The sequence below is a fragment of the Endozoicomonas gorgoniicola genome, from assembly GCF_025562715.2.
GTDB lineage: Bacteria > Pseudomonadota > Gammaproteobacteria > Pseudomonadales > Endozoicomonadaceae > Endozoicomonas_A > Endozoicomonas_A gorgoniicola.
On record NZ_JAPFCC010000001.1, the window covers coordinates 296,085 to 316,019 of the forward strand.

Below are 19,935 nucleotides of genomic sequence, written 5' to 3' on the forward strand. Positions count from 1 at the left end.
TTGTCCGGATTTTCCGGATTTCGTTCCAAAAGCGTAATAAAAAAATCTGCGTGATTATATCCATATTGAGTGTCTGGTGCATCGTAGAATTCCACAGACCTTAGCCTGTAAACCGGATCAAATGGACCAGCTGATTTGGGTACACAGGCGCTCTGATCAGGGGTATTAGGTCGGGGTGTCTTTTTTCAGATGGCACTCTCAGTGCTGCTCTCAGTGCTGCTTGGAGATCATTGGTTCACCCGTCACTGCGCTGTAACGTCTGAAGCTTTTGCTGCGGACGCGGTGAATGCTTCCCCAGGCCGGGTTAGTGGGGGCGTAGTAGCTGTTGTCTTTCAGGAGGTTGATAAATGCCTTCAGCTGCTTTTCATCTTCGATGATGTAATAACGCTCTTTCAGTGGCTCAATGAACCTGGGCAGAACGACGGTTAAGGGGAAGTTGGTGTCGAGATCAGAAACCGGATTGTTGTTATCGGCGCCATGGTGGAACATTGGGTTCAGGCCGGTGCGTCCAATGGCGTAATTGAGAGTATGTAGATAGTGCTCTTCCTGTTTGGTCAGGTTGCCAAGCACCTGATCCATTTTTTGCAGGAAAGATTTCAGACTCTGAACCTCTAACTGTATTTTTGCAAATTCAGCTTTTGACTGCTCCGATAATGTTTTTCCTTCCAACCGGGCCAGCCTTTGGCGAATTTCATCCGGACTGATGTCAGGCACTGGCACTTTGTCTTTGCCAGCCAGGTCAAGCTCTTCCTGCAGGGAGTAAAGGAAACACAGGTCATAATCCGGTATCAGGGGAACCACTTTAAGCGGTACAAATTCGCCGTCTTCCTGTATGTCGATAAGCCAGTCACCGTCTTCTGTTTTTGAACCCCGGTAAAAATAAGGTAAATGTCCGGGTGATGGCCGGCACTGAAATGTGATCTGATCTCTGGCAGTGTACTCAAGCTGTTCAATCATCGACACATCGGAACCAGGCAGCTTTAGCATCTGCAACCTTTTCAGCTGTTGATCCGCTTGCCTCAGTTGCACGGCTTTATCAGACCATTCGTCAGCATACTTCTGAAATTTTTTCAGCTTGTGGGCGGGAGCGTCAAAGAGCTTGCCGTATTCCTGATTGTCGGTCAGATAAGGCGCCTGTACTCCCCATGATGCGGACTTTTGCTTGTGACTTAATGGCTTGGATCTGGCATTGTCCAGGGCAAGCTGCGTGGCGGTTTCAGGAAACGGCCTGATGCCAAGAACCAGGTGGTACACGCTACAGGTTTCGGCAAGCTCAACCAGATGCTCTCTGGGAATACCCTGACCAGGATAGGCCAGAACGGCTTCAAGCCCGCCGATGACAGGCAGTTTGCTAATGTACTTCAGCAGATCTGGAGGAGCTGACTCGCGCTCCTGTTTCAGGAGAGCAACGGGCAGCGACATGCGACGTTGAACGATTTTTCTGCCCGGCGAAACCTTCCACCCCCTGTCTTCCGGTTCTTTCTGAACCAATGTTGATCTCGTTGTTCTTGCAGTGGTCTCTCTTGTAGTGGTCTCTATGGAGGGCAAGCTGTGACGTTTGCGGAACGGACCGAATATGGACTGTATAGACAGAAAGTGTGGCGTCGGTTCAGCCCCCGGGAGGGCACTACTTAACTCTCTGGAGTACTGTCGACTGTGATATTGAGCAGGCACGCCCTCATCCGGAGGACTTGAGGAAATAGGTGAAAGGACAGAAGGCAGCATTGTATCCCGTGTTTCGGTGACTTTAGCTGACAGGCGAAGCTCCAGTGGTCTTGCAGGAGATGTCGAATCATCGGAGCTTCGATTTAACGATGCTGTGAACTGCGGGGTGAGCATTACCTGTTTGTGCGACCAGTACCGTGAAGCGGAGTGGAGGCGTCGCCCATTGAATTTAGCACCTGTTCTTTTAACCGAAAGAACGTAATCGGAAGACGTTGATCGAATAATAGCCCGCGCCACGGCTTTGTTTTCAGGAGCCGAAGATTCAGTTGTTTTTTGCGGCAGATAAATTCCGGGCTTTGGTTGACTTCCTTCCAATCGTTAACCCTCCGGGGTGCTGGATCGACAGGGATTGGACAATAAGCAGGGGTATAAGTTCAAGGCAGAAAAGCGCTGGCAGCGCTTTCAATCAGGCACTTGCGGCTGCTTTGGGGGCGGCTGCCAGACAGCCCGTTTGATCATGATTGCTTGAAAAAGGCTGGAGCCAAGGATATTATCCAGCCAGCGGATCAGTTGGGGGTAAGGGCTGCTATAAAACCAGTCCCGGTCCACATGGGCAAACTGGCGAACAAAGGGGGCAATACCATAGTCTGTGATGCTCAGATGATTCGCACTGAGCCCCTTGGTATGTAGTAGCTTACTTTCGAGCAGGGACAAAAAGCGTTCGCCCTGCTTGCGATAGTGTTCAGCGGAATGATCAGGGTGACGGTCGGCGTATTTATACCGGTCGAGCCAGAGTTTGAATTCGTTGTCACACTGTTGAATCAATCCGGTATCTCCCGCCAGCCAGTGTTCCGGATCGTTAAGCTTCAGCGCCCACAGCATGATATCCAGGCTTTCATCAATCACTTTCCCATCGGGTAAAACCAGAACCGGAACGGTGCCTTTGGGCGACACAGCCAGCATGGCTTCAGGTTTGTCCCGTAACAGGATTTCCCTGTATTCAACCGCTTGCTGGCTGACGGCAATTGCCAGCCTTGCCCGCATGGCGTAAGGGCAGCGGCGGAAAGTGTAGAGTACTGGCTGTTGTGTCATTTTTTCTAAAGATAATGAAAAGTTATGAATGATCTAATAAATAGATATTTCAAACCGTTGTGGCTGAACGGGTAGAGTAGCATCGTACTTCATTCATAGCATACAGGAGAAAGTCAATGAGCAAACCACTAATCGTAGTAACAGGTGCCAGTTCTGGTATTGGTGAAGCTATTGCCCGTAAGTTCAGTGAGCAGGGTCACCCTCTGCTTCTTCTGGCAAGACGGGTTGAGAAGCTGGAGGCCCTGGATCTGCCTGAGACTCTTTGCAGAAAAGTCGATGTCACTGACCGGACTGCCGTTGCTGCGGCGGTTAAAGAAGCAGAGGAAAAGTATGGTCCCACGGATTGCCTGGTAAACAACGCAGGCATGATGCTGCTGGGGGTGGCGGCAGACCAGAACCCGGAAGAGTGGGACAAAATGATTGATGTGAATGTTAAAGGCGTCCTGAATGGCATTCATGCGGTGTTGAAACCAATGCAGGAGCGCAAGAGTGGCACCATTATCAACATCAGCTCTATTGCAGGCATCAAAGGGTTCCCAAACCATACGGCATACTGTGGCACCAAGTTTGCGGTTCATGGCTTAAGTGAAACCCTGAGAGAAGAAGTAGCTGACGACAATGTTCGAGTGATTGTTATCGCGCCGGGTGCTGTTGAAACTGAGCTTCTGAGTCACACGACGTCTGAAGACATCAAAAGCGGCTATGAAGGCTGGAAAGACAGTATTGGCGGAGCTATCACTGCGAGCAATGTTGCCGCCTGCGTGTCCTTTGCTTATGCGCAGCCGCAAGATGTGTGCGTGCGTGAAGTCGTTGTCGCTGCGACCCGGCAGCAGCCCTGAAAGCTTACTGAGAATTTGACTTACTAAACGTTTGATTTAGTGATTTTGAATAGTTGCGATCAGTCGCTGGAGTTACCATGTTGAGCTTCATGGGTTTTATCCGGGAGAACAGCATGGCAACGCCAATGCAGGTGAACGAGAGCCACATATAAGGCAGGTAGTCCAGTGTGGCGACGCCCAGAACACCGGTCATGAATATGCCATTATCACTCCACGGCACCATGCCACTGGTAAGTGTTCCGCCAAACTCGGTGTTGCGGGACAACAGGTGGCGATCCGCTTTCATACGGTCGTAGGTATTGATCAGCAGACGCGGTGTCAGTATCAGGGAGAAATACATGGCACTGCCCAGCAGGTTGCCCATGAAGGCGGTCAGCAGGGTGCAGCCAGTCAGTTTGCTTTCATTGTTGATATGTTTTTCCAGTCGATCTGCCAGCGCATGAATAATGCCTGTCTTTTCCAGCAGACTGCCAAAGCCAAGCCCAAAAACAATGACAGCCAGAGAGCCAAGCATGCCCTGCATACCACCATTGGCTAGCAGACTGTTGAGAATAGTGACCCCGGTATCTGGTTGCGGCAGCACCCAGGCGCTGCGAAGGGCTGTGACGGGGTCTGTGTGTTGAAACAGAATCGCCCAGATAACACCCAGCAGTGCGCCGAAACTGATGGTTGGAAAAGCCGGTTTGTTCATGGCTAACAGGACAATAATTGCAATCGGTGGAATCATACAGTGCCAGCCGATATTGAAGTGCTGATCAATGGCGTAAATAACCTGCTGAACCCGGTCAAGGTCCATGTGATGGCCGTATTGCAACCCGGTGATAGTAAACAGTGCCAGAGTGATGCAGTAACTGGTCAGGCTGACAGGCAACATTCGACGTATATGACGGCTGATATCAACACCGGACATGCTGGAGGCCAGCACTACGCTGTCAGACAACGGAGACAGTTTATCGCCAAAGTAGACGCCTGAAAGAACCGCTCCGGCGGTAATTGGGGCAGGTACTCCCAGACTTTGCCCGATGCCCATCATGGCTATGCCTGCCGTACCCGCTGCGCCCCAGGAAGTGCCGGTTGCCAGGGCGGTCATGGAGCAGATCAGAACGGTGGTTGGTAGAAAAAGCCCCGGACTGATGGTGTTCAGGCCTGAATAGATAATGGCAGGGACAATGCCTCCGGCGATCCAGGTGCCGGTGAGTACGCCCACTGACAGAAGAATCAGTATGGCGCCAGTGCCATTGTATATTCCTTCAGCAGCAGCCTGTTCCAGTGAGCGGTAATCGTGTCCGAGCCAGATGCCCAGACCCATCACCACAAACCAGCCAATAAACAGGGCAAGGTGCACTGGTAAGTCAAACAGGGTGGTAAATGAGAAGGCAAGCAGCAGAAATAAGCCCAGAACCAACACGACTTGAAGCATTGAGGGTAGAGAGGGACTTCTCGACATACAGCATCTCCGGATAATTAATAGTACGTCTGTACCTTTAGAGCCGCCAAGCAAAGCAGGAACAGGGTTTCTCTATCTCAGACTGTCTGTAAGCAAAAAAGTGCATTTGAAGTAATAGAGAAAAATATTGACCAGTAGAATTAATAGTTCGACTTTTCTCTTTTTGCCATAGAATCAGCAAAAAGGCCTGTAGTCTTTTGACGACAGGCTTGCAATGGGTAGATCTGAATCACCAATAAGGCAAATAACTAATGAAGTAAGCGGTTGAAGTAAGCGGTCATTTCTTTTTACCCTTCCAGAAATGCCAACTTTTACTGTCTTTGTTTTTTTTCTTTTTTTCTTTTTCCTGTTCCTTTTGTGCTTTTTCCTTTTCTTTTTGAAGTGGTTGAAACACTTTCTTTTCAAAGTAGCTTCCCTGGGTTATACGTTCCCGTTGTGTGGGGTTAAAGCCCAACTGGCCGGAATTTTGGGAGCAGATATCAATTAATCTATCCAGTATTTCGCGGAGTACGTCCGGATTACTTGCTGCTAACATGCTGCGGGGAGCACGAGGAAGGTGCGGGTTACTTATCAAGAAGGATAAGAGGATAACAAAATGGTAATCAAGATTATCTGCCCCACTATGATGAAGCATTGTCCGAACACCGCTAATTACTCTGAAGACAATAGACTGAGTTTGATCTGTGTGCTCTCCGGTGTTAAAAGCAGGATCAATACTGGCCAGTGCGTTTAGTCTGTTTAATGCCTGATCGTTTTCTCCAAGGAATGCCAGATAAAGTGCAACGAGAGAAGAGTGTAAGGCATACTGTATTCGTCCTCTTTCAGGAAAGCCTTCATCGATTTCCAGGTTACCCTCTATAAAAAACGAGGCCCTGCTGCTGGCATAACCCAGACTGCTTTCTTCAAGGTATCTGCCACCTTCTTTGCCGTATGAAGTAATAATGGAGATGTCGTTCAGAAAATTTCTAATCTGGCTGTCTGGTTCCGAAGAACTGACTGCATTTTCCCGCCACTGCGTGAATTCTGCCTCTGCGATCGCGATAACATTGCTGTAAAGATTACCGAATAACAAACGAAGTGTGGACTCATTGATAGCACCATTGTCGGCAGCAGAGTTGTCGGCAGCAGAGTTGTCGGCAGCAGAGTTATGCAATAGTGTGTCCTGTAAGGTTCTTAATGGTGTCAGTAAGCTTTCCCTGCCTGCCTGAATATCTGTTAGCAGGTTAAATCTTATCAAGCCCCGATGATGGTAGTATTGAATCAATGCAGCGATATCACGGGAAACGGTCATCAGCCCGTTTTGACCAGTCTGTTCTGCTAATTTCGACAGCAAAAAATAAACATCTACAAGTGTATGATTGTCTGGTGTACTTACTATGGATGCCAGTGTTTGATTTACATCCATGACTCTTATTGGTTCAGTAACAGGGATTTGTTCTGGAAATGCACGGCTAATTGCGTTAGCGTCATTAGTACCATGAATCTTCTTCTGTATCGATTTATAATCGCGCTGCATTGATTCGCATACATTGTTATAGATGTCATTTGGATCCATTGATCTGACTATTGCTTCATCATCAGTGTCTGATGAGTCCTCATAATCAATGCTTGATGCGTCCTCATCGTCACTGTCTGATGAGTCCTCATAATCAATGCTTGATGCGTCCTCATCGTCACTGTCTGATGAGTCCTCATCATCAATGCCTAATGCCTGGATGCCCGTGTCGAGAGCCACTGCGCCTTCTTCTGGTTCTGGTTGCTGATTTGAGTTTTCCGTGCGTGCTGGCAGCACAGGTATTTCACCGGGTTCGCCAGATGGGGGCATTTGAGCCAGTCTCGCCGGATCTGCTGGCAGCCCGGGTGCAGCCCCGCGCATCAATGGATTGGCACTCGGCTCTTCTGAATTTTTCATGGGAGGCAGAGCATAGCTCGACCCAACAGTAAGAGAGACTGCGAAGCTGGTCGAAAGCAACAGAAACCGGCTTAAGTTTTCCGGGGTTAAAGAGAATGTCGATTTTTTTTTGAACATTGTACAGTTCTTACTTCCAGTGATGATTAATGAAATCAATGATCCTTAGTACTCACTCCTGATCCCTACTCTTGAAAAGTAATGTAATTATTGATCTGATGACTGATTTTTATGATTGTAAGTATTTTTGTAAGTTCTTTCGATAGACGCCTCAGTATAGCTAAGGGATACCGGAATGATGCATGAAAGTCTTCTCCAATTTTAAATATCGCTTCAGGAATCAAATAAGAAATAAAACAAAAAATATATTTATTAATTTGCCGGACAAGGTTAATGATTCCGACCCAATGAGAAGAGAGCCATGCAGGAAGAAAAAGAAAAACTCAATCTGGAAACCGCCCGCATATCGTAGAAAGAGCTGGAGCGTTTTTTTGCTCAGGGTGTTGTGCTGAACGTCGCTGCGACCTGACAGCAGCCCTGAAAATGTAAATGACGTTTCGCACTTGCGCCTGTCTGATTTTATGCCACGCTCTAACGACATTTTTAGCAAGTTCGAACGTGTATTGCTATGTACCTTTTCAGTGAAGTCAGAAAGGCAGGAGTAGTGGTCGCTGCCCTGATGAGTGGACTCTTTTTCCTTTCGATAAGTCTTGCCTCTCTTTCGGCAAGCGCCAATCCGGTAATAACAGACAGTGGGCAGGGCATTGTGTTTGATGCCTCCTGTCCGAACGGTGAAAAGGTCTGTGCGAATCATCCGGTTGACTGTCTGGGAGGCTGCGCACTGAACGCGACGACAGGGGCTACCGTATTTCAATGGGAACGCACTATTTTTGAGACTCAGCAGGATAAGTCTTTACGTCTTGATATTCAGGGAATGAAAAAATGCCTGAGTCGTGATGCTGTTCGTGAAGCTTTGCTAAAGGCTCAAGAGCAAACTCCGGGAACGGGTGCGGAGAAGTTGCCATGTACAGTGAAAGGCTCCGAATGGCGCTATATCTTTCCGAAGTATACGGTTTCTCTCCTTATGAAGGACACTTGTGATACAGCTGGTGACTATCTTGAGGCGCTGACAGGCCGCTGTCAGGATTGGAAAAATTCAGTGGGCGAAGGTTTATTGTGGTTAGCGTATGCTGCTGCCGCTCTTCTAACTGTGACAATTGGCTATTTTATAACCGCTCAGATAGGAAGATGTACCGGGTGCGTCAATTGGATTACCATTGGGGACATCGTAGCCGTTTGCTGCCTGAAGATACAAAGAACGCGCCGAGGATATGGACCTTCTTAGATTCTTTCTGTCGTTTGCGATTGTCTGATTTTGTGCCATTCTGGAATCGCATTTCGGCAAGCTCTAAGGTGAATTGCTGTGCTTTCTTTCATAGGGTTCCGGGCGGCAGCAGTAATGGTTGCTGTCCTGATGAGTGGACTTTTTTTCCTTTCGATAAGTCTTGCCTCTCTTTCGGCAATGGCCAATCCGGTAATGACAGGCAACGGGCAGGGCATTGTGTTTGATGCCACCTGCCCGAATGGTGAAAAGATCTGTGAGAATCATCCGGTTGACTGTCTGGGAGGCTGTGCGCTGAGCACGACGACAGGAGCCACTGTATTTAAATGGGAACGCACTCTTTTTGAGACTCTGCCGGATAAGTCTTCACGTGTTGATATTCAGGCAATGAAAAAATGCCTGAGTCGTGATGCTGTTCAGTCAGCTTTGCTAAAGGCTCAGGAGCAAACTCCGGGAACGGGTGCAGAAAAAGTGCCATGTACAGCGACAAGCTCCGTATGGCGATATATCTATCCGAAGTATACGATTTCTCTCCTTGTGAAGGACACTTGTGATACAACCCGGTTTTATCTTGATGAGCTGACAGGCAGCTGCCAGGACTGGAGAAACTCCATTACCGAACTTGGAGTATGGCTATGGTATGCTGCTGTCGGTATTGTTGGCGCTGTTACTTTTCTTGCTGTCACCTTTGCAGCTATTGCGATAGGTGGGGCTTCGATAAAAGAATGCCTGCTGGTGATACAGAAAAAGCGCTTTGAACACCTATACAGGCATTTATAAAGAAGGCTTATGGAAGTAAAAGAAAAACTCAATCTTGAAACCGCCCGTATCCCCTGGAAAGAGCTGGAACGTTTTTTCGCACAGGGTATTGTGTTGAACGTCACCGGTTCGCTGGATTTGCTTGACGCCGGTTGTGCTTTTGCAAGCGATGATACGCAGCAGGTGCAGGGGTGGCTTGAAGATGGGCAGTTAGAAAAGGTGACTGACCAGCAGGCACTTGAATGGCATAAGTTGAACCCGGAGCTATGGAGTGTCGTCGTGCGCCCCTGGATACTGGTTCAGGATCGCCCCTGAAAAGCTTTTGATAAAACACTGAAAAAAAGACCGTACAGCGGAAGCTTGTACGGTCTTTTTTCTATTACGTTTAACCAAAACGTCCGGTGATATAGTCGTGGGTACGCTCATCCGAGGGTGTCATAAACAGTTTGTCAGTGTCGTCAAATTCGATCAGTTCACCCATCAGGAAGAAACCGGTTTTGTTGGAAATACGACGCGCCTGGTTCATGGAGTGCGTCACAATAATAATGGTGAAATTCTTGCTCAGCTTATCCATCAGGTCTTCGACACGGGCGGTGGCGATGGGGTCAAGGGCGCTGGTGGGTTCATCCATCAGGATCACGTCTGGCTTCATGGCAATGGTGCGGGCAATACACAGACGCTGCTGCTGACCACCGGACAGACCCAGGGCAGAATCTTTCAGGCGATCCTTCACTTCATCCCACAGGGCAGCCCCCCGCAGTGATTCTTCCACCACTTCATCCAGTGTGCGGCGGTTGCTAATGCCCTGGGCACGGAGTCCGTAGGTGATGTTGTCGTAGATGCTCATTGGGAACGGGTTGGCTTTCTGGAACACCATGCCGACTTTCATGCGCAGACGCTGCACATCAATCTGACCGTAGATATCCAGTTTATCCAGTTGTACCGAACCATTAATACGGGCATCCGGAATCAGGTCATTCATGCGGTTCAGGGTACGCAGCAGGGTAGACTTACCGCAGCCCGAAGGACCGATAAGTGCAGTGACTTCCTTTTCAGGAATGTTCATGGAGATATCGAACAGAGCCTGCTTTTCACCGTAGTGCAGGTTCAGGTTTTCAATCTTGAATTTGCTCTGGTGCAGCTCAGGAGTGCTCATATCATTTAGCCTTGAAATATTTGGAAATCACACGGGTCAGGATGTTCAGTCCCAGCACAATCAGCACCAGAGTGGTAGCCGTGGCATACGCCTGATTCCATTCACTGATGGAAAACAGTTCAGTGGTCAGTTTATAAAGGTGTACGGTCAGTGTACGACCAGAGTCGAATACAGAGTGAGGAATGCGTGCCACCATACCAGCCGTCATGAAGACCGGAGCTGACTCACCGATGATCCGGCCAATACACAGGATGATTGAGGTGATAATGCCGGGCAGGGCATTGGGCAGAATCAGACGCCAGATGGTGTAAATGCGGGAAGCACCCAGAGCGTAGGAACCTTCACGATAAGTGTGAGGCACTGACATCAAAGACTCTTCCGTGGTGCGAATGATCACGGGCAGAATCAGGATACTCAGGGTCATGGCTCCGGCGAGAATGGAAAAGCCCATGCCCAGGGTCGAAACAAACAGGGTCAGACCAAACAGGCCATAAATGATTGAAGGAATGCCGGCCAGGCTTTCAGTGGCAAAGCGAATCATCTTAACGACTCTGCTGCCGGGCTTTGAGTATTCGGTCAGGTACACCGCCGCCATAATGCCTATGGGTGCAGCAATGGCGAGGGACAGTCCCACCATATAAAGGGTGCTGACAATCATTGGCCAGATACCGGATGTGCTGCCGGTCCGGGAGTAGTGGCTGGTCAGGAATGTCCAGTCAACATGGGCAATACCGTTACTGACAATATGCCAGAGAATCCAGGCCAGAATGCCCGTGGTCCCGACGGTAGAGAGTACGATCAGGGCAAACACTATATTGTCCTGAATGCGTCGTTTGTTCTGTCCTGCACTCAGGTCAACAGATTCTTCTGTAACCGCAGGAATAGACTGTTCAGAAACCAGAGTGGTCATTTGGACACCTTCTTACGGTTGAGATACAGCAGTGCGGAGTTCAGCAGCATGATAAAGATAAACAGTACGATACCCGTCGCATACAGGGCATTGGCATGCAGGCCGCTGGCATAAGACATTTCCAGTGCAATGTTGGCGGTCAGGGTTCGGGAAGGTTCCAACAGTCCGGCAATCATGGGCGCATTACCCATGACCATAATAATCGCCATGGTTTCACCAATGGCACGGGCAATACCCAGAATGACACCGGTAAGGATACCGGAGCGGGCAGCCGGAATAATCACCTTGAATATGGTGAATATCTGCGAGGCACCCAGTGCCAGGGAGCCTTCCCGGTAAGTGTGCGGAACGGCTCTCAAAGAGGTTTCAGACAGGGTGATCACAGTTGGCAGAATCATGATCGCCAACACAATAATACCGGCCAGTGTCGTGTTACCGGCAGGAATATTAAAGACCTGTTCGATCAGCGGTACGATGACCACCAGGCCAAAAAAGCCATAAATAACAGAAGGAATACCTGCCAGCAGTTCAATGGCTGTACGCAGAGTATGAGCGACGCGCTCCGGCGCAATTTCTGCCAGAAAGACTGCAGTCAGCAGTCCCATCGGTACACCAATCGCAATGGCACCAGCGGTAGAGAGAAGGGATCCGCTGATCATGGGCAGAATGCCAAAATAACCGGGTGGGTTCCAGCTGGAGCCGGTCACAAAATTTCCAACACCAACGCTTTGAAGAGCCGGTAATCCTTCAATAAAGATAAAAATGGCAATGGTGGCTACGGCAAAGGTGCTGACCAGGGCACTCAGGAAAAACAGGCTGTGGAACGACTTGTCGATTCGAACCTGTCGCATGTTGGGCGTCATGGTTAGTGTGGCTCTCTGATAACAAGATAAATACAGTACTCATCCTGTTGCTGGCGAATACAGTATTTTCTCTCGCAGGGCTTATAACTAATGGCCGGTGAACCTGACGTTCAACGGCCTCTTAAAAGCGCTCTGACAGGATCAGATTACGGAGATGTAACCTTTTTCCTTCACAATCTGCTGAGCTTCATCAGTCAGCATCCAGTCCAGATAAGCGTGGCTGGCTTCACTCTGGTCATCACTTTTGAACATCAGCTCAAATGGACGCGCTACGCCGTAATCACCGCTGCTGATGTTAGCAGGCGTTGCTTCGACTCCATTAACAGACAGCGCTTTCAGGCTGTTGTCGACAGAACCCAGAGAGATATAGCCAATGGCATAGTTATTCTGTGCCACGGTGGTTTTCACGGCACCGTTACCGGCGGCTACCTGGGCAGAAGCTGAGATAGCAGAAATTTTCTTGCCATCTTCAGTTTTCATCTTCAGGGACATAATGTCTTCAAAAGCACCACGGGTGCCGGAAGCCGGGTCACGGGTAACAACAACAATCGGGCTGTCAGAACCGCCCACTTCATTCCAGTTAGTGATTTCGCCTTTGTAAATGGCAGAAATCTGGTCAGTGGTCATGTTGGTAACGGTATTGCTGTTGTTAACCACTACGGCGATGCCATCGTGTGCCAGGGTGATTTTCTTAACACCTTCCGACAGTTCGCCGTCTGCAACCGAGCGGGAAGACATGCCGATCTGGCTGGTGCCGTCGTTGGCAGCACGAATACCGGCAGAAGAACCTGTACCCTGTACTTCAACCACCACATCAGGGTGGCTGCCCTGGAATGTTTCACCCAGAACTTCCATCAGTTCAGTGACGGACGTAGAGCCGGAAATGCTGATAGACTGGCTGGATTGTGTTTCCGCACCCCCGCAGCCCACCAGGGTCGCTGCAATACCAATAGCACCCAGAGTGGACAGAATGGTTTTTTTCACTTTGTAGCCTCTTTGATTGACTTCTCAGCCTGTGGCTGTTTGTTTGGAAATCAGAAGTAACTGGTTTGTGAGGCAGAGAGTAGGGAGGTTATATGACAGAAAAGTTTCCTGAATATGACAGAGATATTACAAGCAGTGAAAAATTGATCTGAATCAATAGAGAGCGTTAACTTAATCCAAAATGATCAGAATATCGCAGACTGTTTCCATCGATGATGAGGAAGTCAGTATCAGTTTTATCCGGGCTCAGGGAGCCGGGGGGCAGAATGTCAACAAGGTGTCGTCTGCCGCGCATTTGCGTTTTGATATAAAAGCGTCGTCTTTGCCTGATTTCTACAAAGACAGGTTGTTGAAACTGAATGACCAGAGAATTACCCGCGACGGTATTATTATTATCAAGGCACAAAGTTTCCGGACGCAGGAGAAAAACCGTGAAGATGCTCTTTTGCGACTGGTTGAACTGATCAGAAAAGCCGGTACAGTGCAAAAAAAACGTCGACCCACCAAACCCACCCGTGCTTCTCGGGCAAAACGGATGGACAGAAAAAACCAGCGTGGCAAGGTGAAGTCACTCCGTGGCAAAATCAAGTATTGAAAGATGACACCAGCAGTCAATTATTGCCCATTGGTAAGCAAGGCTGACTTTATGGTTAGGTAAATGGTCAAAATTTGAGGTTCTGGAACTTATTGGCAGAAACGGGCTCTATTCTGGTAACACCCTGAATGTGAGAAGAGAAGGAGTTCGCTATGAATCCATCTGCTATAGCTGGATCAGTCAAACAAGTCCTCAATACCCATGGCAGAACCGCTGCAATATCCCTGGCGGCTGCCTTTGGGCAGAGTGCTGGAGTGCAGTACGGTCCGAAAGTCGTTAACTGTTTTATTAACTGGACTGTTAAAGGTACTGTCGCAAAGTTTTTTCTTCGTAATGCTGCGCATGCGGCAATCGGTGGTGGTTACCCCTGGCTTGGACAGGTTGCTTTGACCGGAGCTGTATATGTTTGCCCGGGACCAGGCAAAATAGCGGCAACCTGGTCTGGATATAAATTTAATCGTGATTATCAGAATCAGCTGAAAACGTTTAATCCTGAGGCATTAAAAGTCCGGAGCGCAGAAGATGACTGGCTGTTGTGTGATGACCTTCAGGAGAAACCCTCTGCTGTGGAAGAAGAACCAGACGTTAATACCTTTGACTGGGTTGAGGATGATGCAAAGGATATAGCAACCCCTGCAACCATGGGTACACCGGAAGCGTTTGAAATGGATGATCTTGCGTCCGGTGAATCCGCGGAAGGGTTTGAATTTGTGAGTCGGCTTGATTGATTCCTGCGCCGGAATAGAACACCTCATGCCCTGAGCAGTTTGTTTAAATTTTGGAGATATAAACTTTATCACTGATTTTGTTGGCACCCAGTAGAAGGGTATAGTTGATGATGTATTTAATAACATCATCAATATTCTGGCTCATCATAATGCCCAGGTGTGGGGAAATGATAATAGCGGCATCCTGAAAAACAAATAAAAACAGACCTCCCTGATTGTAAGGGGATGTTACGCCTGAATACCTGAAGACAAAGCTTCTGATTCCTTGACTTAATTCCGTATTAATAAAATTAGTCATCCCGTTGCTTATGCCCTGGCTATTCTCAACACTTTGCTGGTGGCTCTGACCAAGGTGAAAGTAGGGAGCGTTTGTCTGAGGCCCAGGGTTGCTGACGAATCGCTCGATCTGAGCCCTGATTCTTGTGGAATATTGGTTGAAATTTGCCACGTTGGAATTTCTGGATTTCTCCTGCAGCTGTTGCATCAAAGAGCTATAAACAAAACTGTAATCCCCCATTACCCATGCAAGTGAGTGAGTGGTTTCCACGGGAACAACCAGTGAATGAAGATCCGTCGCTGGCGTCGTAGAAATGAGAGCTGACTGCAAGTAAGTTTGAAACTGCTGCATTAAAGTGGCCGCTTGATCTTCAGAGTAAGGGCGGGGAGTCCTATTGCTGATTTCTTCTACGTTTGCCTGCTCTTGCTCTGATTGTGCACTTTCGTAAATTATTCCAATGTTCTTATTGATCTCATTTAACAGCTTCGTTTTTCTTTGGGCTTCGGCAAATAGTTCAAGCAGGTTTTGCCAGTCTGTAGTGAAGTATTTGGCATATTGGTCTCTTGTTATCCTGACCTGGCTGACAGTGGGTGGCTGGTTTCTGCTGTCATCAAACGCTGCAGCGGGTGATCTTTGAGGGGCGGTAAATCCATAGTACTCTGCGCCGGAGACTACATTCGATGGCCCCTGGCTCCAGGCACTCGTCACAGCTGACAGATGAGCCATATTCCCCGGTGCCGGGGCGGTAGGCAAACTCACAAATCTGTTTTGATGGTTGTATTGAGGAGGTTGCTGATTGGGGCGTTGAGCTGTCGAGCGAACGGAAATGACTGCATCCGGTTCAATATTCCCAATAGTCTCAATAGTGATCGTTGCATCTCGAGTTATCAACCGGACATGACCGTCAGATTCTACATCATTACCGGGGTTGAATCGGGAGGGCATGGAGCTTGTCCCTGTATTCTCTGAATTCTGGCTCATTGATCGAAGCAGCGACTGAGCCTCCTGACATGGGCAGTATTCTGAATCAGAGCGGCACTTATTACAGGTAGCCTGAACGACCAATGATAACGTGAATAAAAAAATCAGGATAACAGAATGGAAAAGCTTCATATTCCTGAAAACATCCTCTTCTTTTTGGTTAGGTGAATTAGGGCTGCAAGGAAGTGTAGGCTAGTCGAATTAATTGTGGTGAATAGTTTTTTATTGGGGGCTGGCGTAATACCTGTCGAGGCAAAGCAAAGAGGGCAAATGTTTCGGGTCAAGCGTGTCGGGTCAAGTGCGTCGTGCTGACAGGATTTTGATACCTTTGCGGGTTGAAATATTCATTCATACCCATAGGATAGGAAGACCACAAGAGGTAGATAGTGAATGAAAAAACTTGCTTCGCTGATGGCCATGTTAATGGTGTTCAGCCTTGCCTTTACGGCTCCTGAAGCTGAAGCCAAGCGTTTTGGTGGCGGCAAAAGCTTTGGGCGCTCGTTTAAAACGGCACCGGCCCCCAAAAAACCGGCTTTTCAGCAGAATCGTGCCGACCGGCAACAACAGAATACCAACAGCACTCAGCAGAAAAACAGTCGTAAAGGAATGCTTGGCGGTTTGCTGGGTGGCTTACTGGCTGGCGGGCTGATTGCTTCCCTGTTGGGTGGTGGTGCTTTTGGCGGCATCGGGATTATGGATATTCTGATACTGGGGCTTCTCGCTTTCGTACTGTTTAAAGTATTCCGCAGTATGAACCGTGCGAAAGCTATGGCGGGCAACCACTCGGGTGCTTCCCGTCAAGACCAGCCTTTCGGTCAGAGCACCCAGAACTACCGCGATCAGCTGCAGGACCTGTTCAACAAGGACACCCCCGCAGAGTCTCGTGATGCTGGCTTTAACGATGCCCCTTCAAGCCCTGTCCCTTCCGGGGGAGCCAATCCAGAGGCTCAAACGGGTTTTGGTGCCAGCGATGTGCCTATGAATGTGCCGTCGGATTTCAACCTGAATGCTTTCCTGAATGGCGCCCGCGATCACTACCGAACTCTGCAGGAAGCCTGGAACCGAAGTGATTTCAGAACCATGCAGGAGTACCTTGATCCGGAACTGTTTAAACAGATGAAACCGGTTCGTGAACAGTTGCAGGGTGACCAGCATACGGAAGTGATGTTTGTTGATGCCGAAATGGTGCGTGCCGATTACACGGCGACGGTAGCCCAGATCAGCATTCGTTTTACCGGTAAATACCGGGATACGGTTGAAGGTATGGAAGAAGATATTACCGATATCTGGCACCTTGAGCGTGACCTGACCCGGCAGAATGCTCCCTGGCGGATTATCGGGATTGAGTCCTGATCGTCTTTCATTGCGTTTAATTGCAGGTTGGGTCGAGCTATCGCTCTGCCCAACCTGCAAGTTGTTTTGAGTAGCGATTCAGACTGCTCGCCAGCTCCTGTAAATCCCTCCGTGACTGTTGTTCAATGCCTGATGTTTTTAACCAGTGATCAATCATTGCTGCATTAAGTCTGGCACCATTCGGACACTGTTCACAAACAGAGACCAGCGCTCTTGCCTGTTCAAAGGCTTTTACCCGTTTTCGGGCAAACAGTTTATAGAGCAGTCTTGGCCTGAGCGTACTATCCATTTTCTTCAACAGGTGCGTTAACGCTTCAGGTACTTTTTTAACATCGGCCATTTTTCGCTGACCGGCTGGCGTAGTCTGATGTTCAGCTGTTTCCAGTACCTGATGCAAAGGATTCAGGATAGTGACTGCCTGCTCCGGTTTTATCTGCTTATTCGATACCATGGTTATTAAATTTTCTGCGACCTTACAGGTGTCGGCTGACAGGTTGGCAAGAGGGCTTTTCTCCAACTCTTTGGTAAAGGATTTCAGACTGGCCAGGTGCGTCTGTAATGCCTTTAACTTTTTTCGTCGTTTAGCGTGCTGTGTCTGCAACTGGTTTTCTAGTCCATGTAAAGCGCTTGTGACCTGACTGACGCCTGCATTGATCTGTTCTCTGACCTGAACCTGAGAATCAATGGTTTCCTTGTTTTCCTGAGCCAGCTGACCCGCTTTGTGGTACAGATTGAAATCTTTCAGAAAAACAGCTTTATAGTCATTGAGCAGCTCGGGTGGAAGGGGTAAAACCTCCCAGCTTCTGGTTAACTGATCAAAGTGAACCCTGTCGTCAGTGAGCGATTTTCTGAATGCTTCCGCAAAGGTTTTTTGCGGATCAGTGGTGCTGTTCAAAAATGCCCTGAAGTCTTTGTCGTTCAGGGTTTCTGGTGTGAGCGTTATCGCCACTTTGCTGGCTATTGCGTCTTTTTTGCCTTCAACCGGGGTTAAAGTGACTTTAGCAATACCCTGTAATGCCTGGTTTAAGTCTTTTTCAAAAAGCTCAGGTGTTGGCTTTTCAGATGCGAATATCTTTTGTAATTGTGTTGTTAACGATGTACGCAAAATGTCTGTTAATTCTTCAAAACGTTTGGCAGACGTTTTTTCGGCATGCTCCTTAATGGAGTCAGGATATTCGCTCATCAGATAAATCAGGGCATCCCTGCCTTTCTCTATGCCATCCACTTCAAAATCCATCTTCACGGTTTCCAGGCCTCTGACTGCATGTTGCACCTCTTCAAACAGAGTTATGTCCCAGTCATAGAGTGATTGCGAAATAGCGTGTATTTCTTCGAACGTTTTTGCTTCGTTCAGTATCCGGGACAAAAAATCAGGGGATGAAAAATTCTCAGAAGCGACTTTAATCAGTGCTGAAGAACGTTTTAATGCATCCTGCTCCCTGCGCCCTTCAAGAAACTCTGCCATGGAAGAAAACAGCTTTCTGGAGACTTCGCTTGAGACCAACTCTGGTTCCCTGGCTAAAAATGCACGACAGACAGGGTTTAGCAGGTGAAGAAAATGAGGGGCTGATTTGGGGCTGGTGGTCAGAACGGGCAGAATACGCTCTGGCAGGGTTTGTTCCAGCTGCTGTAAATAACTCAGTTCCTGATCCGCTTTTTCAATAGCCTGCATCCACTTTACAGTAAACTCAGGATCTTCAGTGGTTTTGACATGGCCTGACAATGACGTCAGTGCTTTCAGGGCGTCTTCACAGAGTTCAGGTGCCTGCTGCTCCTGAAGCCGGCTCTTTTCCAGGGTTAGTTTCAGTATCGGTTCCAGACGGCTGAAGTGCTGCAGGTTTTTCGCCAGAAAGTGATGGAGTTGCTGCTGCGCTTTCAGGCGCAATTCCGGGTTGTCAGCCTGGTCAATTGCGGCGACTATGGCCTTCAGCCTGGGGTTTTTGATCCGGGCGGCAACCCAGGCATCAAACTTTCCGTTTTTCACGCTTTCAATTCTTACGACCATGTCCCGACATTGCTCAAACAGCCGGGTGGCCGTTGACTGGTTTGAAGGGATGTCTTTTTTGTCGATTGTCTTAAGAGCGAGAGACTGCAATTTCTCAAACGCGCTATTGAAAACGCTCTGGTAGGTTGCCAGAGCCTCTGCATCCTCATCAGACGCCTGAGCTTCCTGTATCCATTGGGGCAGGAGCGTCAGCAGTCTGCCAAGCTCTTTAACCGAGCTGTCCAGCGTTGCTTTAAACGCTTTGGCTGTTGACTGTTTTACGTTCTGTGTCAGGGTTGCCAGTAGTTGTTCCGGGTTTTCAGAAGGTGGATCGCCGGGCAGCGGGGTTGTGTCCGGTAGAGTGGATGTTGTTGATTCCTGTTTTGGTTCAGGCAGGGTCGTTGAGTCGTTTAATTGCGCTTTGGTTTCTGAGATGACGCCTGTTGCCTTTGACATCAGGGTTCTGAGCTGAGCCATGCTGGCGTGCTGATTTTTTTTCCCAAACTGCCATTGCATCGACGCCTCTAATTCGTTCAGTTCGTCCAGTATGGGGGATAGCGCATTGTTGCGTACCATCACTTCGTCAGCGTTTTGCTTCTCGATACGGCCTTCGACAACCAGATGCGCAACTCGCTGTCTGTAGTGATTGAACAAGGTACTAAGACTGTTTCTGATGGTGTTGACAGCTTGCTTTAACCGGGAGCGTGGTATGACTGATTCTGACTTGCCGGACAGGTCTGCCACGATGTCAAAATACCGGTTTTCTATTTCCAGAACCTCTATGTCCCAGTCATCCAGGGAGCGGTTTGCTGTATGGTCTGCCTCCGGGGACATGTACTGGGGATTGTCACTGTGGGGATGGACAGAACGACCTTCGCCTGATACCTGAAATACGCCCTCCGGGGCGGCTTGTGATTCCTTGCCATCTTTTATCGAAGGCTTGGGGGTGGAGGAAGATCTTCCAGCAGAAGGTATCGACATGGTGACATTCCAGAGGTTGGTTTTTATTGTTCTTTATGATTGTCGGCAGACCGCTTTGATTTCGGATATT

At 48.7% G+C, this 19,935-nt stretch carries 17 protein-coding genes; 7 read left to right on the plus strand and 10 right to left on the minus strand.

Annotated elements, in window-relative coordinates; translation table 11 throughout:
- Nucleotides 1-210 precede the first annotated feature (210 nt).
- Complete coding sequence (locus tag NX722_RS01355) at nt 211-2,040, minus strand: CyaA/EF/ExoY family adenylyl cyclase toxin (protein ID WP_262566370.1); 1,830 nt, start codon at nt 2,038-2,040, stop codon at nt 211-213.
- 87 nt (nt 2,041-2,127) lie between these two features.
- Nucleotides 2,128-2,757, minus strand: coding sequence for a glutathione S-transferase (locus NX722_RS01360; protein WP_262566371.1), 630 nt, complete (start codon nt 2,755-2,757; stop codon nt 2,128-2,130).
- A 116-nt stretch (nt 2,758-2,873) separates the two neighbouring features.
- Here NX722_RS01360 and NX722_RS01365 point away from each other — a divergent pair, with 116 nt between their 5' ends.
- A complete protein-coding gene (locus NX722_RS01365; protein ID WP_262566372.1) occupies nt 2,874-3,596 on the plus strand; it encodes an SDR family oxidoreductase in 723 nt (240 codons plus the stop codon).
- 4 nt (nt 3,597-3,600) lie between these two features.
- Here the strand turns inward: NX722_RS01365 and nhaC are convergent, their stop codons facing one another.
- A complete protein-coding gene (gene nhaC / locus NX722_RS01370) occupies nt 3,601-5,043 on the minus strand; it encodes a Na+/H+ antiporter NhaC (RefSeq protein ID WP_262566373.1) in 1,443 nt (480 codons plus the stop codon).
- 277 nt (nt 5,044-5,320) lie between these two features.
- Entirely contained in the window at nt 5,321-6,778 is a 1,458-nt protein-coding gene (locus tag NX722_RS01375; RefSeq protein ID WP_265442327.1) for a hypothetical protein, read from the minus strand.
- An 838-nt stretch (nt 6,779-7,616) separates the two neighbouring features.
- Between NX722_RS01375 and NX722_RS01380 the strand changes: the two genes are divergently transcribed.
- The 3 genes from NX722_RS01380 to NX722_RS01390 all read left to right on the plus strand — a co-directional run bounded on the left by NX722_RS01380 (nt 7,617) and on the right by NX722_RS01390 (nt 9,368).
- Nucleotides 7,617-8,297, plus strand: coding sequence for a hypothetical protein (locus NX722_RS01380; RefSeq protein ID WP_262566375.1), 681 nt, complete (start codon nt 7,617-7,619; stop codon nt 8,295-8,297).
- A 129-nt stretch (nt 8,298-8,426) separates the two neighbouring features.
- On the plus strand, nt 8,427-9,074 hold the full coding sequence (locus NX722_RS01385) for a hypothetical protein (RefSeq protein WP_262566376.1): 648 nt from the start codon (nt 8,427-8,429) through the stop codon (nt 9,072-9,074).
- Between the two features lie 9 nt (nt 9,075-9,083).
- Nucleotides 9,084-9,368, plus strand: coding sequence for a DUF2288 domain-containing protein (locus NX722_RS01390; protein ID WP_262566377.1), 285 nt, complete (start codon nt 9,084-9,086; stop codon nt 9,366-9,368).
- Between the two features lie 70 nt (nt 9,369-9,438).
- Here the strand turns inward: NX722_RS01390 and pstB are convergent, their stop codons facing one another.
- From pstB to NX722_RS01410, 4 genes are all read right to left on the minus strand, one after another.
- Nucleotides 9,439-10,209, minus strand: a complete 771-nt coding sequence (gene pstB, locus NX722_RS01395; protein WP_322740902.1) for a phosphate ABC transporter ATP-binding protein PstB — start codon at nt 10,207-10,209, stop codon at nt 9,439-9,441.
- A gap of 1 nt (nt 10,210) precedes the next feature.
- On the minus strand, nt 10,211-11,119 hold the full coding sequence (gene pstA, locus NX722_RS01400) for a phosphate ABC transporter permease PstA (protein WP_262566378.1): 909 nt from the start codon (nt 11,117-11,119) through the stop codon (nt 10,211-10,213).
- The gene (gene pstC, locus NX722_RS01405; RefSeq protein WP_262566379.1) at nt 11,116-11,982 is read right to left on the minus strand and encodes a phosphate ABC transporter permease subunit PstC; all 867 of its coding nucleotides are present in this window, start codon (nt 11,980-11,982) and stop codon (nt 11,116-11,118) included. Before pstC ends, pstA begins: the two co-directional genes overlap by 4 nt.
- 141 nt (nt 11,983-12,123) lie before the next feature.
- Complete coding sequence (locus NX722_RS01410) at nt 12,124-12,966, minus strand: phosphate ABC transporter substrate-binding protein (protein WP_262566380.1); 843 nt, start codon at nt 12,964-12,966, stop codon at nt 12,124-12,126.
- A 181-nt stretch (nt 12,967-13,147) separates the two neighbouring features.
- Between NX722_RS01410 and arfB the strand changes: the two genes are divergently transcribed.
- Complete coding sequence (arfB, locus tag NX722_RS01415; protein ID WP_262566381.1) at nt 13,148-13,561, plus strand: alternative ribosome rescue aminoacyl-tRNA hydrolase ArfB; 414 nt, start codon at nt 13,148-13,150, stop codon at nt 13,559-13,561.
- A gap of 152 nt (nt 13,562-13,713) precedes the next feature.
- On the plus strand, nt 13,714-14,289 hold the full coding sequence (locus NX722_RS01420) for a hypothetical protein (protein WP_262566382.1): 576 nt from the start codon (nt 13,714-13,716) through the stop codon (nt 14,287-14,289).
- A gap of 43 nt (nt 14,290-14,332) precedes the next feature.
- Here NX722_RS01420 and NX722_RS01425 read toward each other — a convergent pair whose 3' ends face one another.
- On the minus strand, nt 14,333-15,511 hold the full coding sequence (locus tag NX722_RS01425; RefSeq protein WP_262566383.1) for a hypothetical protein: 1,179 nt from the start codon (nt 15,509-15,511) through the stop codon (nt 14,333-14,335).
- Between the two features lie 426 nt (nt 15,512-15,937).
- Between NX722_RS01425 and NX722_RS01430 the strand changes: the two genes are divergently transcribed.
- Complete coding sequence (locus NX722_RS01430) at nt 15,938-16,900, plus strand: Tim44 domain-containing protein (protein ID WP_262566384.1); 963 nt, start codon at nt 15,938-15,940, stop codon at nt 16,898-16,900.
- Nucleotides 16,901-16,937: 37 nt separating this feature from the next.
- Here NX722_RS01430 and NX722_RS01435 read toward each other — a convergent pair whose 3' ends face one another.
- Nucleotides 16,938-19,865, minus strand: coding sequence for a hypothetical protein (locus NX722_RS01435; protein ID WP_262566385.1), 2,928 nt, complete (start codon nt 19,863-19,865; stop codon nt 16,938-16,940).
- Nucleotides 19,866-19,935 lie beyond the last annotated feature (70 nt).